The 15271-nt window shown below is 55.1% G+C and carries 16 protein-coding genes; 9 read left to right on the forward strand and 7 right to left on the reverse strand.

Going from position 1 to position 15271, the window contains the following annotated elements:
• Positions 1–491 precede the first annotated feature (491 nt).
• The 4 genes from rihA (at position 492) to GNT65_RS19565 (ending at position 4164) form a co-directional block, all read left to right on the forward strand.
• On the forward strand, positions 492–1499 hold the full coding sequence (gene rihA / locus GNT65_RS19550) for a pyrimidine-specific ribonucleoside hydrolase RihA (protein WP_181006381.1): 1008 nt from the start codon (positions 492–494) through the stop codon (positions 1497–1499).
• 43 nt (positions 1500–1542) lie between these two features.
• Positions 1543–2457: a ribokinase gene (gene rbsK, locus GNT65_RS19555; protein ID WP_160798874.1), complete on the forward strand. Its 915-nt coding sequence runs from the start codon at positions 1543–1545 to the stop codon at positions 2455–2457.
• Positions 2458–2847: 390 nt separating this feature from the next.
• Complete coding sequence (locus GNT65_RS19560; RefSeq protein WP_160798875.1) at positions 2848–3087, forward strand: ribosome alternative rescue factor ArfA; 240 nt, start codon at positions 2848–2850, stop codon at positions 3085–3087.
• 135 nt (positions 3088–3222) lie between these two features.
• Positions 3223–4164, forward strand: a complete 942-nt coding sequence (locus tag GNT65_RS19565; RefSeq protein ID WP_160798876.1) for a DMT family transporter — start codon at positions 3223–3225, stop codon at positions 4162–4164.
• Here GNT65_RS19565 and GNT65_RS19570 read toward each other — a convergent pair.
• From GNT65_RS19570 to GNT65_RS19590, 5 genes are all read right to left on the reverse strand, one after another.
• Positions 4161–4349, reverse strand: a complete 189-nt coding sequence (locus GNT65_RS19570) for a hypothetical protein (protein WP_160798877.1) — start codon at positions 4347–4349, stop codon at positions 4161–4163. The genes GNT65_RS19565 and GNT65_RS19570 overlap by 4 nt on opposite strands.
• A gap of 186 nt (positions 4350–4535) precedes the next feature.
• Positions 4536–5459, reverse strand: a complete 924-nt coding sequence (locus GNT65_RS19575) for a hypothetical protein (RefSeq protein WP_160798878.1) — start codon at positions 5457–5459, stop codon at positions 4536–4538.
• Between the two features lie 4 nt (positions 5460–5463).
• A complete protein-coding gene (locus GNT65_RS19580; RefSeq protein WP_160798879.1) occupies positions 5464–6597 on the reverse strand; it encodes an AI-2E family transporter in 1134 nt (377 codons plus the stop codon).
• Between the two features lie 190 nt (positions 6598–6787).
• Complete coding sequence (locus GNT65_RS19585) at positions 6788–7867, reverse strand: endonuclease/exonuclease/phosphatase family protein (protein ID WP_160798880.1); 1080 nt, start codon at positions 7865–7867, stop codon at positions 6788–6790.
• Positions 7868–7963: 96 nt separating this feature from the next.
• Positions 7964–8794: a hypothetical protein gene (locus tag GNT65_RS19590; RefSeq protein WP_160798881.1), complete on the reverse strand. Its 831-nt coding sequence runs from the start codon at positions 8792–8794 to the stop codon at positions 7964–7966.
• Between the two features lie 318 nt (positions 8795–9112).
• Between GNT65_RS19590 and nfsB the strand changes: the two genes are divergently transcribed.
• The 3 genes from nfsB to GNT65_RS19605 all read left to right on the forward strand — a co-directional run bounded on the left by nfsB (position 9113) and on the right by GNT65_RS19605 (position 11434).
• Entirely contained in the window at positions 9113–9766 is a 654-nt protein-coding gene (gene nfsB / locus GNT65_RS19595; RefSeq protein ID WP_160798882.1) for an oxygen-insensitive NAD(P)H nitroreductase, read from the forward strand.
• A gap of 161 nt (positions 9767–9927) precedes the next feature.
• The gene (locus tag GNT65_RS19600; protein ID WP_160798908.1) at positions 9928–10587 is read left to right on the forward strand and encodes a DNA-J related domain-containing protein; all 660 of its coding nucleotides are present in this window, start codon (positions 9928–9930) and stop codon (positions 10585–10587) included.
• A gap of 184 nt (positions 10588–10771) precedes the next feature.
• Positions 10772–11434, forward strand: coding sequence for a thiol:disulfide interchange protein DsbA/DsbL (locus GNT65_RS19605; protein WP_160798883.1), 663 nt, complete (start codon positions 10772–10774; stop codon positions 11432–11434).
• A 61-nt stretch (positions 11435–11495) separates the two neighbouring features.
• Here GNT65_RS19605 and GNT65_RS19610 read toward each other — a convergent pair whose 3' ends face one another.
• Both GNT65_RS19610 and GNT65_RS19615 read right to left on the reverse strand, forming a co-directional pair.
• Positions 11496–12203, reverse strand: coding sequence for a DUF4328 domain-containing protein (locus GNT65_RS19610; protein ID WP_160798884.1), 708 nt, complete (start codon positions 12201–12203; stop codon positions 11496–11498).
• Between the two features lie 64 nt (positions 12204–12267).
• On the reverse strand, positions 12268–12675 hold the full coding sequence (locus GNT65_RS19615; RefSeq protein ID WP_160798885.1) for a hypothetical protein: 408 nt from the start codon (positions 12673–12675) through the stop codon (positions 12268–12270).
• Positions 12676–13076: 401 nt separating this feature from the next.
• On the opposite strand from GNT65_RS19615, the gene GNT65_RS19620 reads away from it, so the two are divergent.
• Positions 13077–14111 (forward strand): HlyD family secretion protein, encoded by a 1035-nt coding sequence (locus tag GNT65_RS19620; protein WP_239869136.1) that lies wholly within the window; start codon positions 13077–13079, stop codon positions 14109–14111.
• The gene (locus GNT65_RS19625) at positions 14101–15201 is read left to right on the forward strand and encodes a DUF2955 domain-containing protein (RefSeq protein ID WP_160798887.1); all 1101 of its coding nucleotides are present in this window, start codon (positions 14101–14103) and stop codon (positions 15199–15201) included. Before GNT65_RS19620 ends, GNT65_RS19625 begins: the two co-directional genes overlap by 11 nt.
• Positions 15202–15271: the final 70 nt, after the last annotated feature.

Raw genomic sequence — 15271 nt, forward strand, 5'->3', positions numbered from 1 at the left:
TAAAATTGAGCCGATACGGCAAACTCATTTTACTCGGCGCATAACCCCAGGGTTTATACGCTTAATTGCTGCTTTATTATGGACATAAGGACGTTCGCCCCTAGCGAATCCTGTCTTTATTTGTGCACCCCAGCTAAAACATCGGGCGCAAAATAATCTGCAATCGTGACCGAGTCAATCAGAAATAGTTATCCAGCGACAAAAAATTTTTACGCCAAACAAAGACATAATACAACTCATTGATATATAGCAATATAAGCAAATCACGATGGGCGAATAACCCATGCATTGCCTCTTGAGCTTATGCAGGTAAAGCGCGTATTTAACAACAGCCAGCCCTACCCCTCCCAACAGGGACGAGGCGCCTCATCTGGGCCTGCTAGCCGGGTTTATCGACGCTTTGTCTGCTTAATCACAAATTTTCATCTCAAAGGTGACAGGCGCCTAAAGCGTGTTACTCTGCGACAGGTGTCAATCAAAGGAGCATGACCATGACTCAATCTAACGCTGCCTCACATTCTCACGCAGCAAACGCTTCTCCCAAAGCCATCCGCCCGCTCTCCTCGGCGACCCCGATTATTCTCGACTGCGATCCGGGCCATGACGATGCGATCTCCCTGATCCTGGCCCTGAGCAGCGAGCGCCTCAATCCGCTGGCGGTGACCACCAGCGCGGGCAACCAGACGCCGGACAAGACCCTCAACAACGCCCTGCGCATCCTGACCCTGCTCAATCGCACCGATATGCCGGTGGCTGGCGGCGCAGTTAAGCCCCTGGCCAGGGAGCTGATTATCGCCGACAACGTTCACGGCGAGAGCGGCCTCGACGGTCCAAAGCTACCGGATCCCGCCTTCGATCCCCTAACGCAAAACGCCGTCGAGCTAATGGCCGAGAAGGTGCGTCAGAGCGCCGTGCCCGTCACCTTAGTGCCCTCGGGGCCACTGACCAATATCGCCCTGTTTATCGCCAACTATCCCGAACTTCACAGCAAGGTGGAGCGCATAGTGCTGATGGGCGGCGCCGCGGGCGTAGGTAACTGGACCCCAGCCGCCGAATTCAACATCTTCGTCGACCCGGAGGCGGCCGACATGGTGTTCAAGTCCGGCATTCCTATCACCATGTGTGGCCTGGACGTGACCCACGAGGCGCAGATCATGGATGAGGATATCGAACGGATCCGCGCCATCCCCAACCCTGTGGCCCAGTGTGTCGCCGAGCTGCTGGACTTCTTTATGATCTACCATAGAGACCCTAAGTGGGACTTCACCGGGGCGCCGCTGCACGATCCATGCACCATCGCCTGGCTGCTCAAACCCGAGCTGTTCACCGCCCAGGAGTGCTGGGTCGGCGTCGAGACCAAGGGAGAATATACCCAGGGGATGACGGTGGTGGATCGCTATCAGCTCACTGGCAAGGCGCCTAACACCACAGTGCTGTTTGACTTAGATCGTCAGGGCTTCGTCGACCTGATTGTCGACTGCCTCAACGCCTATAATTAATAGCCTTGGGAGGGTTCGCCCTCCCCTCAGGCGAGAGGAAACTATGACCAGACTGTTAATCCTCGGCAGTGCCAATGCCGATCATGTGATGAACCTGAAGCAGCTGCCCAGCGCCGGACAGACGCTGATGAGTCGCGGCTATCGGCTGGAACACGGCGGTAAGGGCGCCAACCAGGCCGTGGCCGCAGCGCGCCTGAGCCAGAACGACACCCGAGTGGACTTCATCTGTCATCTTGGCCGAGACGCCGTAGGTCAGGCGATGGCCCAGGCCTGGCAGCAAGATGGCATAATGCCGGATGGCATCACCTACACGGACGCACAACCCACGGGCACGGCGATGATCTTCGTCTCCGACAAGGGCGAGAACGTGATAGGCGTCTCCGCCGGTGCCAACGCGACCCTGACCCCAGAGGCGCTCGAGCCCCACCTAGCGCTGATCGAAAAGGCCGATTATCTGCTGGTGCAGCTGGAGACGCCTGCGGTGACTGTGTTGGATGCCCTAAAGCACGCCAAGGCCAACGGCGTAACCACCATACTCAACCCGGCACCGGCCATGGTGATCGGCAAAGATCTGTTCCGCCTGGTGGATGTGATCACCCCCAACGAGACAGAGGCCGAAACCATCACAGGCATAGAGGTGACCGACGAGCAGAGCGCCAGAATGGCGGCGCAGATGCTGCATCAGCTCGGGCCACAGGTCGTTATCATCACCCTGGGTAAGCAAGGCGCCCTGCTCAGCACCAAAGATTCGTGTGCCCTGATCCCCGGCGTTCAGGTAGCAGCGGTAGACACGGTAGCCGCCGGCGACACCTTTAACGGCGCCCTCATGGTGGCCCTTGGTGAAGGCAAGTCTATCGAAGAAGCCGTCGCCTTTGCCCATAGTGCCGCCGCCATCTCGGTAACCCGCACCGGTGCCCAGCGTGCCATCCCCTATCGACACGAACTGGCAGATAGCTGATAGGCTTTAACTTTAACGGTGGCCCTCTCTTTCGAGCCGCGGGCCACCCTATTCATCCGATAAAATTAAATATAAGCAACTGAATTAAAGGATAAAACATTATTTACTAATTTATGGTAATACCAATCACGGTAAGTAAGTGATTAGAAATAGCGCAGGAAAAACGTTCGAGAACAAGGCATGATTTTTCGATAAGTAGTTATTCTACAATCAAAAATAGTAACGCAGTTATCGGACGTTTTAACAAGCTAGTATGGTCAGTTATTTACTACGATTGGTATGATATACTGTTTGCTTTTTAGGCAGCCTGGGCGTAATCTTGCGCCGCCTGACAGAGTCAGGCCCAAGGAGTTAAGACTAGAGTTAACACAGAAATATTGAGGATAGTTTATGAGCAAGAAATCGCGCCGCAGCGGGCACGCTCCCCACGAGAGCGGCCGAGGCGTCATCAAGGACAACGCCCTAAAGGCGATAGTCACCAGCGAACTGTTTAAGATGCGTGTCGAGAAACCCAAGAAAGGCAAAGGGTCTTACAAACGCCAACAACAAAAGGGGCATATGCTAAAGGGCAATGCCCCTTTTGATTTATTGAGCCTAAACCACTGGTTCCAACTAAACGGCTCCAACTAAACCGCTCCAACCAAGTTAGCCCCTCCTAACATAAATTTTTCTCAAGGCCACACTTGGCCATAGCTTTCCGCCGCAAACTGGTTCAGAATCGCCTCTATCACTCTTTGCTTATTTTTGTACCAGGGCCCAGCCAGCATGTCTTCCCATCCTCCAAGCGACTCAGCACAACTGCCACGGCTAGTTCCCGTCTCGTTTCTGGCGGTGGTGCTCATCTGGTCGACCACCCCCCTGGGGATCGTCTGGAGCAGCGAGACGGTACACCCTACCATGGCGGTGTTATCACGCATGGTGATCGCCCTGATCATTGGCAGTTTGATCATACTATTTAGCAGCATACGCCTGCCTTGGCATCGCACCGCCTTCAAGCTCTACGCCTATTCCGCCATTGGCATAGTCGGTGGCATGCTACTGAGCTACTTCGCCGCCCGCTATCTGGCCTCGGGTACCATGTCGCTGCTGTTCGGCCTGTCGCCCCTGGTGTCCGGCCTCTTGGCCCAACGACTGCTGAATGAACCTAAGTTCAGCCCCATGCGGCTCCTGGCGCTAATACTGGCCTTCAGCGGTCTGGGCGTTGTCTGCTCGGCCAAGCTCGCCCTGGGGAGCGATGCCTGGATAGGCCTGGTATTAATCCTCTGCGCCGTATTTCTGTTTAGCCTCAGCGGCGTGCTTATCAAGACGGTGGAACTGGCGATTCACCCCATCGCCAGCACGGTCGGCGCCCTGCTATTTTCCACTCCCCTGTTTGCCCTGGCCTGGCTGATATTCGATGCCAGCCTGCCGGTGGAGACCTGGTCGCTACGCTCCATCGCCGCCATCTTCTATCTGGGGATCTTCGGATCTTTGATCGGCTTCATCGGCTACTTCTACATCTTGCAGCATCTCAATGCCAGCACCGTCGCCCTGGTCACCCTGATCACGCCGGTTTTCGCCATGACACTGGGCGCCCTGGTGAATCATGAACAACTCTCCCAGACCCTGTTAATCGGCGCAGGCCTGGTACTGGCGGGGCTCGGCCTATTTCAGTGGGGCGATACCCTGCTGGCCAGACGAAGGACCAGGGTCTCCTCACAACTCTAACCCTTTATCAGGCTAGCCTGACGCTCACGCCGGGTGCCCCCCTTGTCCGCTTGGTGGCTGCCCCCGCCTGTCAGACGCATCAGCTTAAAGATATAATCGATGCGCTGTCGATAGGCCAAGCTGCGGGCATACAGGGTCTGATTAACCACAAAGCCTAGCCGGGGAGCTTGATTGCATAACCTCATCGCCGACTCCTTATCCTCTATCAAGAGGTATATGGTTCGATAACTTAGTGCAGCATAAGGCGTACCAAGTCCGGCCAGGGGAGTCCAAGCCATTAAAACAGAAGGGATTGTTGCCTAGGTTTAAGCGGACATGATTCGACCTCACTTAAAGGCGTCAAAAAAGCCCCATGCAAATCACCAGGGCCCTTAATCCTCGGCCTTAACCAGATGCAGGCGGCTAAGATCTTTGTTCCATAGCTGGATGATCTTACGGGTCTTATTTTTGTTCCAGAAACATTTGCCGAAGAGGATGATACCAGCCCCTTCGAGATCCTCCCGTTCCTGGATATCAAATTTCTGACACAACTCAGCCTTTACCTCTTCGATGGGGATGCCCACATCTTGACAGTCGGCGGGGTTGAGCCAGAGCAGTGCCTTGTCGGCGTGAGAGATGGTGCCCCAATACATGCGCGGGGCGTGACGCTCGGTGGGCTCGGCATCGGCAAAGTTGACGAATAGATTCTTGGCCCGCCAGCGGTACTTATCGTCGGTATAGACCCAGAGATCTGAGCTCGCCAGATCGCTGCCCCGCAACAGGCTGTGGAGGAGCTTCTGTAGCCCCTGAGTGACTATCTTAGTTTCTGGCGCGCTCTTCGGCTGATGCTCAGATTCGCCTTTAGTCTCGCCTTTGAGCTCATCGGCTTTAGCGAGATAGCTCCCCTTGGGGCTCTCCACACCATCCGCCTGCTCGACTTGAGCTTGCTTGGAATTGGCTTGCTCGCCTTTAGCTTGCTCTGCTGGTTGAGCCTTGCGCGTCAGCGGCATACTGAAGTCTATCTTCAGGGCGTCACTCTCCAGCAGCTGCTGATTCACCTCAAGGGCATCTTGCTCCTCCTGTTTACGGCTGGCCGAGGGGTTAAACTCGCTACAATCGGTCTGATGATAACGCGAGCCGAAACAGGCGGCTTTACCATCGCGGGACGCCTTACGGAAATAGGCCTTACCGTCACACACGGGACAATAGAGCTGCTGGCGTAGCGCCTCTATCTCTTGCTCACTAAGGCGCTGAAAGGTAAATACCGAATAGGTTTTCTCGGCTTGGCCCTCGACCCGGCAGACGGCATCTAACATAGGCTTACTCCGCCGCCTCGATATCCTTGGACTTATCAGGCGTTTCCGCCTGGGCTAGTACTGCCTCGGGCTCACCGCCATTTAGCCAGGCGATGAAGAGTTCATACCAGATGGCGAGTACCACGGCCCCCAGGAAGAGACCTATAATCCCGGCAAACAGCATACCGCCGATGGCACCGATCAGTATCACTGGCATGGGCACATCCACCCCCCGCCCCATCAACATAGGCTTGAGGATATTGTCAGAGATGCCACCGAGGAAAATCCACACGCTAAAGACGGTTGCCGAGGTGCCCTCCATGGAGGAGTAGGCGTAGCCTATCAGGGGCAACACTATGATCAGCGCCGGCAGCTGGGCGATCCCCAGGAACAGGACCACCAGGGTGAGCAGGCCGGCGGCGGGCAGGCCGAAGACAAACAGGGCCGAACCGATCAGCATGGCCTGGATAAAGGCAACGCCGACCACACCAAGGAGCACGCTTCGTATGGTGGCCGCGGTCAGGCTGGCCCAGGCGTGGGCATTTGGGCCTACCGCCCGCATCGCCACTTTACTCAAGGCGGCGGCGCACTGCTCTGAATTCGCCATAAAGCCGGCGGCGATCAGCAGCGAGATGATGAACATCACTAGGGTGGCCAGGCTACTGCCTATCACCCCGGCCAGCGCCGAGAAGCCAGCCTTGATCTCCGGCAGGAAGTGTAGAATCGCCTTCTCCAGGTTACTGGCAATGTTATGCCACACCTCAAACAGGCGCTCGCCTATGATGGGAATTTCCGCCACCCTTTGGGTCGGCTCAGGCAGGTGGATCTCGCCGCTCTGCAGCACCTTAAGGGTATTGGAGACCCCTTCTAAGATGGAGCCGGAGACCACCACGAAAGGGGTCACCAATAGGGCGATCCCCACCAGGACGATGAGGGTCGCGGCCAGACCACGACGCCCCTTTAACAGACGCTCCAGCCTGTGGGTTAAAGGCATAAGGGCGACGGCGATGATAGCGCCCCACAGGGCCGGCACAATAAAGGGCCGCACTATGTCATAGGTCCATATCACTAAGATGGCGAGCAGGCCGATGCGAATCGCCGACTCTGTCATATTCGCGATAAACTCTTTACGTTGCAGCGCCTTGGCTTCATTGTCCATAACTTTCCCTTCCCAGCATGTGTCAGTGCGTAGCGATAACCCGACTAAGACCCACAAGCTTAATCGCTACCCCCAGTTTCTAAGGCTTAGCCCTCACCACATGGCCTGAGCAAAATATAGCCGATAGTGTTAAATAATCCCACAAGTAAAACAATAATATAGCCCACATTTTGCCTCCTTTGGCCTCGCCCTATTTCCTGATCTTGAGGCTGATCATCACGGGCGCATGATCTGTGCTGTGGCTGTCGCGATCATATTGTGGGTTAATCAGGTGGCTATCATAGGTGTGATACTGGCTCACCTCGGCCAGGCACTGGTCGTTGCGGGGGTCGAACTCGTTGGAGAGCAGGATATAGTCGATCACCGCGCCGCGGTTCAGATGATAGTGGGTCGGGGCGCGCGCCACCGATGCAGGGCAGTACTCAGAGCGCTCGTGGAGCAGATAGGCATCTTGTAGACGATAGGCCTGAAATGCCTCCTCACCCAAGCCCCCAAGCAGGCGACTATCCTCACTCACCAGGGCCGACAGCACGCCACCGGCCAGGCTATCGTTAAAGTCGCCCATCAGGATCACAGGGTAGCGGGTATCGATACGGCGCCTGGCGATGGCGACTCGCAGCAGACTCGCCTCGGTGCCGCGCACCAGGGAAGCGGCCCACTTGGCCGCCGCCTCGATGGCAAACAGGGTGCCACTCCTATCAATAGCCAGGCTACCGCTCTGGGACGCCAACGCCGCCGGCTCGCTCCCCGAATCAGGCGTCACAGCCAGTTCAGGCTCAAACTGAGCCCGCTTGGATTTGAAATGCACCAGATAACAGTCGCAGGGGCCAAGATGCGGCAGCGCTATGGTGGCCCTCAGTGGCAGACGGCTGTATTGAAAGCCGGGGGCGATCCCCATCAGGCTGGCGACCGTCTGATCTATGCCGCACGCCTCAAAACTTAGGATGGGATATTTGCTGGCCAGCGCCAACACTGGATGGCGGTAGATGAAATCGTCGCTGACCTCTGGCCTGTCGACGGTGACGAAATAGGGATAGCCGGCCTCTGCCAGCAGGGCCTGCAATGCATCTATCGAAAACACCTCCTGAAAGCCGATGATACAGGGGTCATGGCTCGCCAGGTAGCGCCTTATCCAGTCACATTTCTGCTGCCACTGGGCCTGAGTGTAGATGTTATTAAAATCATAGTAGGCGTCGGGCGGCGCAATAAAGTTGTACAGATTGAAACTGGCGATCCGTATCTGACCCGCCTCTACTGACGTTTGAGTCACGTCCCCTCCTCTAAGCCTATAATAACGGCAAAGCCTTTACGCACGGCTAATACACCAGACTTTAACGTATCTCTCCTGCCTCACGCTCAGCCAGGCTTAGCCCCAGGGCATGTCGAAATAGACTCTGACGAAGAGATCTTTGTTCCAGGGCAGGATCGGCAGATAGTCCGGCGAGTCCACGGGCACCCTGGCATAGGGATCCAGATTATACTCGTTATATTTCACGCTGAAGATGAGCTGACTCTCGGATGACCAATGGTCGGCGTCATAGCTTAGGCGCGCCTCCAGCTGGTTCTCCAGCCAGTCGCTGCCATCGTGCCACTGCTGCGCCGCCAGGCTCAGCTCAAAATCTTCACCCAGAACAAACTGGGTTGCCGCCGCCAAGGTATAGGCGCCTGTCTTATTCTGGAAATCTTCCCTGTCATAGCCACGCATGCGCGGCACATCGTCGTCGATCTCTAGGAAATAGTAACCGCCCCCCAGCTTAACGTCGGCCTGAAAGCCCTCTCTCTGGTAGCCATAACCCAGGGCCGGAAACAGCCTGACCTGCTTCTCCACCGAGCTGACCGTATTACGCTTGCCCCCCAGGCTAACATCCCAAAAGAGACGAGAATGTTGCGATAGCGAGAAGAGGTCACCACCTGCGCTGTAATAGGAGCTAAACCAGACGGGAATATGATCGGGGTCGAGCTCGTCCACGTCGTGATCCACGAAGATATTCAGCTCACCGGTCAGCTTGATCTCACGCTCGGTGAGATGAGTCAGGGCGATACTCACCCCAGCGCCTAAGGTGTGGGAGTCGGCCTCATCCACATAGTAGTCGTGTCCGCCTATACCTAGGCGCCAGTCCAGGGCCATGGCGGGCGCACTCAGCAATGCTCCCATCAGGGGCCAGGCGATGATGGATGAATCGATTCGAAAAGCCATGTTTTCTTCTCCGGCGCAGGCAAGTCGGGCGGGTTGCTCGACTCGAGATGACAGTGTTGAAAGTTAAGCATAAATTATCTTTTTTGTCAGGTAATTACCTTCACTTATCAGGCGGCAACCTTCTGAGTAATCATCAGCGATTTTGCCTAGGCAATTCCAAAGGCTGTCCCTGACTGGCGACGACTAATTATCAATAATTTTTTGAAAGTATATGTGACTTTGCCATGTTTTTATCGGTGAAAGAGTCACGTAGAATCGGCCTCACTCTCGACATAAAAAATCGACATAAAGAATCGACTCAATCATAGGATGCTTGTCATGCAACAACTCAGTTTCTACACCAACAAACGCTACACCACTAAGGCATTCGACCCTAGCCGTAAGATCGCCGACGACAAGGTCGAGGAGATCAAGCAGCTGCTTCGCATGAGCCCCTCATCGACCAACTCGCAACCTTGGCACTTCGTGCTCGCCTCGACCGAAGAAGGCAAGGCGCAGATCGCCGAGGCCACCAGTGACTTCGCCTTCAACACCGCCAAGATCCTCGACGCCTCCCACGTGCTGGTGCTATGCACTAAGACCAACATGGATGAGGCCCACCTGCTCAAGGTACTCGAGCAGGAAGATGCGGATGGCCGTTTCGCCGACGAGGAGGCCAAGCAGGGTCAGCATAATGGACGTTCCTTCTTCGCCAACATGCACAAGATTGAGCTGAAAGACAGCCAGCACTGGATGGAGAAGCAGGTCTATCTGGCGCTGGGCACCCTGCTGCTAGGGGCCAGCCTGCTGGATATCGACGCCACCCCTATCGAGGGCTTCAACGCCACTAAGCTCAATCAGGTACTGGATCTGCCGGCTAAAGGCTATGCCGCCTCTGTGGTGGTGGCCCTGGGTTACCACAGCGAGGAGGACTTTAATGCCAAGCTACCTAAGTCGCGCCTGCCTATCGAGACGCTCTTTACCGAGATCTAATCATCTCGTTAAATAATCAGCCATATGGCGATGCATACACGTGCGTCGCCTCTTCATTAGCTTCTGGCCCGACGAGCCCTGGCTCAACCAATAAGACTTGCGTTCTATTTTCACCATTGTCATAGTAGAAATTATCGCCAGTCATGGATAAGACTCTCAACATGCTTGTTGCCAAATCGAGCCCGACCGCAGCCAGACTAGAGGATGCCTCATCGTCCAGCCAATGCTTCGCCATCAAAGGCGACAACCCGCTCATCTGGCCGCTACTCACACTATTACAGCGCAGCAATCGTAGCTGGAAGGTGCACCACCTGGCCGCCGCCCTGCAAGAGAAAGGCCTGATGCGCGAGCTGGACACCGACCCACAGAAGGCCCTGTTCAAACAAAACTTCCTCTTGATGAATGCCCTGTTCGAGTTACAGGCCATGCTGCTGCCCGGTAGCTACCTGCAGACCAAGGCGATGGAGATACAGATCTTTCGCATTCCCCCCATTAACCTTGATAGCCAGCTGAGTCAGGACGACGCCTTGCGAGCCTATTATCTCGACTGGCAGCACTACGATACCTGCCCGGATATTATTCAGGAGATGCTGGAATCCTTCTGGCAACGTTATGAAGACTATATAGGTACCCGCCACAACGCCCTGCCCAAGCGTCAGGCACTGGAAGTGTTTGAACTGGCCCAAGACGCCAGCGACAGAGAGATACGCAAACAGTGGCGTAAGCTGGCCTTGCAATGGCACCCTGACCGCGACGGCGGCGACGCCGCTCAGTTTAAGCGTGTCTGTGAGGCCTGGCAGACACTGAGAGAATCTCGCTAGCACAGTCACAAAACCGAGCTTCCTGCCGCACAGCAGATCCCAAAACTTCAGCTCAGGTCACACTCTGGCCCCTGTTTCTCACCGCGCCTTCAGTCATAATTAAGCTTTGGCATTTAGGCTAACCCTATTGTCGATTGACGTTAGCCATTGATTGCACAACGACGCTATCAATTTAAGGATCATCATGATTAAACATATCGCACTCGCCCTGACCCTAGCCGTGGCACCGCTCACCAGTTTTGCCGCCCAGTTTGTCGAAGGACAACACTTCATGACTGTGTCTGACAAGGCTCCCAGCACCAGCCCCAAGCTGACCGAATTCTACTCCTTCTACTGCCACAACTGCTACAACATGGAGACCCAGTTCCTGGGAGACATCAAGGCCAACCTGGACAAGCGAGTCAGCTTCGACAGCAAGCACGTGGATTTCATGAACTCGGACATAGGCACAGAGGTGATGCGCTCGCTTGGGGTGATCCAGGAGCTGGGTGTCGAAGACAAGATGGTTCACGCCATGTTTAGCGCCATCCAGGGCGAGCAAGGTGGCCACGGACACAGCCATGATCATGACCATAGCGCCCATGAGAAACCAGCCATCAACACCCGCGACGACATCAAGAAGGTGTTTGCCGATCAGGGAATCGATATCAGCAAGTATGATGAGATCGCCGATGGTAAAACTGTCAGCGGCAAGCTCGACCTATGGCGCGCCCAGCAGCGTGAGTTCCGCATTCAGAGTGTGCCTACCTTTATTGTCAACGATAAGTATGCGGTCAACCTGAGCCAGATCCGTACCTTGGGAGAGCTGATCGATCTGATCAACTACCTGGCCGTCGAGCACAAATAGGCTTGGCAAAATGACAGAAGAAAGGCGCCCTAGGGCGCCTTTTTCGTTGCTCGTTTTAGCCTTAACCGGCAACAAACTGCTGCGCGTCCTGATAGGTCTGCTGTTCCACCCGCGCCAGCGCCTTAGTCTGGGCCCGATAGATATGATTAACCAAATTCAGGGTGATCAGCGCAAGCAGAATCCCCGATACCTCTGAGACCTGAGAGACCATGTTCGCGTAAACAAATTCTTGCAGCTCCTCGGCCCGCTCCGCAAATTTATACTCGGCCTGACCTAAAATATTACTGACGATCCAAAGCAACCACCAGAGGTTCACGGTGGAACTCGAGTCACTCAGGCTCCAACGCTCGGGATCATGACTCGCCAGCCAGATCTCCTTCATCGCCTGGAAGGGCTTCCAGATGCAGAAGATGGGAATGAAGAAGTAGCCGATGGACCAGCCCGGGGTAAAGTTCATATCAGTGGCGCCCAGCTGACGCGCGTTGAAGTTCGCCCTGTATATCCACTTGAGGATCATGACGCCCGAGACAATAAAGACCAGAGAATAAATCAGACCGACCCATAGCTGACGCATATCGTTGGCGTCACCATCGGCAATCGCCTGCTCCTCTGAAAAATAAGCCCCAGACTGATAATCCATCAGCAGCTGATACTCAAGGTAATTGGAGCCGATGGCGATAAGCGCAACCACTATCTGGGCGTACAGCATGTAGCGCACCCAGAGGGTTAACTGCGTCGCGTCTTTAAATTTAAAGATATTCCCTGACATTTTGATTTTCCTATTTTTTTCACGCATTATCCGTTTACTAAAGAGCTCATTGTAAGGCACCCGCTCAAGGCGTCGTGCGATGCACCAGGCTTGAGGCCGCTTCATCCTCAGGGACACACTTGAAATGCACCTCCCCTTCCTGCATATGTTTAGTTTCATATTCTGATTCGGTGCGGCTCACGCCCAAGACAGATACAGAGGAAGATTTCTTGGTTTGGTCGATGGCTTCACCCGTCATCTCGATATTTTCAGAGATGATGTCGTAACTCAGTCCCTTTTCACTACATATCTTATTCATGAATCCTTTAGAGGTTTTCACCACCTGTGTCTTACTGGGGTGGGCAACAAACACCTTATAAGTACCATCAGCTAGCTCGATCACCTCGGGCATAGGTGGGATACCGTTAAGAGAGACCTGGCAGCCGCCAAGGCCGAGTAGAAACAGCAAACTCACCTTGCTCAATCTAGGCATATCTAATTAATCCTTTAATTTTTAGCGAAATACATTAGGCAATGTAGGTAAATCTAGACTGCTGAAGGTGTGTGATTGCTAGGAGAGATCCCAGGTGCCTTCCATGAATTGACCCATTCCCTGCTCGCTCCGGCCAAGACAATGAGCCCGTGACCAAAGCGATCCCTCCAAGCTATCACACTCATAGTTCTCTGCAAAGACGCCTCTGCTAAGCCTTGGCAACTAAAGCCTAACCTTGAGCAGGCTAACCCACTTCCCCCGCCTTTTTAGATACCTAGGTCATATAAACACCACTAAAACGAGACTTGTTACTTGCTGGTAACAGGATCGAGGATTACCATAAGACAATCTCTATTTGTCGAGGCGAAGGCATGTCTGCTGCGGAACAATCATCACGGAAAATGAGTTTTTACATCATAGGCTTAATCTTAGTCGTCTGGCTCTATAGCCTGTGGGCCGACAGGGTAACGCCCATGACGAGCGATGCCAGGGTATATGCCTATCTGGTGCGGGTGGCCTCCGAGGTCGCAGGTAATATCACAGAGGTGAACGTCAGAGATAACCAGATCGTCGAGGCGGGCGAGCCCCTGTTTCAGATCGATCCACGAAACTATCAGCTAGCCCTGCAGAGCGCCCAGGCTAACCTGTCACTGGCGGGCCAGAATATTGGTGCCAGCACGGCGGCGGTAGAGGTGGCCCAGGCCAAGGTGGTGGATGCCATCGCGGCGCGCAACAACGCTAAGGAGCAAGCCGCGCGCGTAAGCGAGCTGGCCGGACAGGGCGTACTCAGCCAGGCAGAGCTGGATAACGCCATCGAAGCAAGAGACAGGACCCAGGCGAATCTGGAGGCGGCTGAGGCCTCACTGGTGCAAGCCAGACAGGCCCTGGGCCCGGCGGGTCAGGATAATCCGCAGATCCTCGCGGCCATGGCAAACCTGGAGAAGGCTCAGCTTGATCTGCAAAAGACCCAGGTCAAGGCACCTTCTAAGGGGGTGGTCACCAACCTTCAGCTGACCCTGGGACAGCGCGCCAACGTCGGCTCCCCCATGTTGACCTTTATCGACCCAAGGGGCGTGTGGATCTCGGCCCTGGTCAGAGAAAACTCGCTGGAACATATCAAGGTGGGCAACAAGGTAGAGATAGTCCTCGACGCCCTGCCGGGCAGGGTGCTGGAAGGCAAGGTCGACAGCATAGGCTGGGGCACGGGCGGCAGTAACAATATCGACCAGAATACCGGGTTTCTTACCGCAGACAGCAATGGCATCAAGGCCCAGCGCTACCCGGTCAACATAGTCTTCACCGGCACCAAGCCCCCAGGCAATATTCGCTACGGTTCTCAGGCCACAGTGGCCTTCTACACAGAGCAGAGCAGCATAGGCGAGTTCCTGGCCGGCATCTGGATGCAGATAGTGAGTATCTGGACCTATGTTTCATAGCCCAGCCAACCCTATCATACGCCTGGTATTCGGCCCGCTGGCGCTGCTGTTTTACCTCTGGTCACAGGCGGCGCCGCTAGCCATATTGGCCCCCATGTTCATGGTGATTTTTCTCACCCTGATGCCTTCGCGTCCGCCCCTGAGCCTGATGCTCAAGCTGCTGCTGATCGTCCTGTTTGTCAGCATGGGGCTGGTGTTTATCGGCGGGCTCTTGCTGGACTCCCCCAGCGGCTACCTGCTGTTCTGCTGGTCGCTGCTGTTTTGGAGTTTCTATCGCAGCCACAACGACGGCAAAGATCTGCTCGCGACCCTGATGCTGATCGTGGTGATCATCATGACCATCATGAGTAAGCAGATGCAGGCGCCCATCGAAGTGCTGCCCTGGTTGTTGATGCAATCTGCGGTGCTGGCCTTGGTGCTTACCTATTTGAGTTTCCTGTTATTTCCCGGCGACGACCAAGACATACTGCCCGATGAGACCCAGGCCGATGGCAGCAGTGCCCATATGGGCACCATATTATTTAAGACCACCGCCATGACCATAGTGCTCACCGCGCTGATAGGCATAGGCAGCTCCCAGAGCATACTGATTGCCATCACCATAGGCAGCATGATCAAGCTGGCGGATCCCAGGGAACATAAGAGCTTCAAGCAGAATCGGCTGATCACCACGGCTATCGGTATTCTCTTCACCTTCCCCGTGATGCTGACCTTCGCCTTCGGGCTGCCGACCTGGGTCGTGTTGGGAATGGCCATCTTCTGCGGCCTGCAACTGGCGGGCTTTGCCATCAGGCGAGCCACTCCCCTGGCCATCTATCAGCTGCTATTTACCAACTTCGTGGTGCTTGTGTATCAGATCATCACCCACATAGGATCCGATGCCCTCTATGCCCAGCTGGTGCGTCTGGTCTCTATCAGTATCGCTATCATGATAGGCGGGCTGCTGCTCAGCCTGCTGCACCATGAGACGGGATCAACTGATGAAACGGAATTGACTGATGAGACGGGCGCGGATGATGAGAAACGCTCCGATGAGGGGCCTAGCAATGCTCCCGCAAAGGAACCTGAGGCGGCACAAGCTGGCAACTAGCCATAGGGGCTGATAAGAAAAAGCGCGGCCTAAGCCGCGCTTTTCTAAACCCATTTTGTTAAGGCATTCG

This window comes from Shewanella insulae (genome assembly GCF_009831655.1).
Taxonomy (GTDB): domain Bacteria; phylum Pseudomonadota; class Gammaproteobacteria; order Enterobacterales; family Shewanellaceae; genus Shewanella; species Shewanella insulae.

Excerpts from the sequence above, each read along its gene's own strand:
- rihA (WP_181006381.1), top strand. The coding sequence starts at position 492 with ATGACTCAATCTAACGCTGCCTCACATTCTCACGCAGCAAACGCTTCT.
- rbsK (WP_160798874.1), top strand. The coding sequence starts at position 1,543 with ATGACCAGACTGTTAATCCTCGGCAGTGCCAATGCCGATCATGTGATG.
- GNT65_RS19560 (WP_160798875.1), top strand. The coding sequence starts at position 2,848 with ATGAGCAAGAAATCGCGCCGCAGCGGGCACGCTCCCCACGAGAGCGGC.
- GNT65_RS19565 (WP_160798876.1), top strand. The coding sequence starts at position 3,223 with ATGTCTTCCCATCCTCCAAGCGACTCAGCACAACTGCCACGGCTAGTT.
- GNT65_RS19570 (WP_160798877.1), bottom strand. The coding sequence starts at position 4,349 with ATGAGGTTATGCAATCAAGCTCCCCGGCTAGGCTTTGTGGTTAATCAG.
- GNT65_RS19575 (WP_160798878.1), bottom strand. The coding sequence starts at position 5,459 with ATGTTAGATGCCGTCTGCCGGGTCGAGGGCCAAGCCGAGAAAACCTAT.
- GNT65_RS19580 (WP_160798879.1), bottom strand. The coding sequence starts at position 6,597 with ATGGACAATGAAGCCAAGGCGCTGCAACGTAAAGAGTTTATCGCGAAT.
- GNT65_RS19590 (WP_160798881.1), bottom strand. The coding sequence starts at position 8,794 with ATGGCTTTTCGAATCGATTCATCCATCATCGCCTGGCCCCTGATGGGA.
- nfsB (WP_160798882.1), top strand. The coding sequence starts at position 9,113 with ATGCAACAACTCAGTTTCTACACCAACAAACGCTACACCACTAAGGCA.
- GNT65_RS19600 (WP_160798908.1), top strand. The coding sequence starts at position 9,928 with ATGCTTGTTGCCAAATCGAGCCCGACCGCAGCCAGACTAGAGGATGCC.
- GNT65_RS19605 (WP_160798883.1), top strand. The coding sequence starts at position 10,772 with ATGATTAAACATATCGCACTCGCCCTGACCCTAGCCGTGGCACCGCTC.
- GNT65_RS19610 (WP_160798884.1), bottom strand. The coding sequence starts at position 12,203 with ATGTCAGGGAATATCTTTAAATTTAAAGACGCGACGCAGTTAACCCTC.
- GNT65_RS19615 (WP_160798885.1), bottom strand. The coding sequence starts at position 12,675 with ATGCCTAGATTGAGCAAGGTGAGTTTGCTGTTTCTACTCGGCCTTGGC.
- GNT65_RS19620 (WP_239869136.1), top strand. The coding sequence starts at position 13,077 with ATGAGTTTTTACATCATAGGCTTAATCTTAGTCGTCTGGCTCTATAGC.
- GNT65_RS19625 (WP_160798887.1), top strand. The coding sequence starts at position 14,101 with ATGTTTCATAGCCCAGCCAACCCTATCATACGCCTGGTATTCGGCCCG.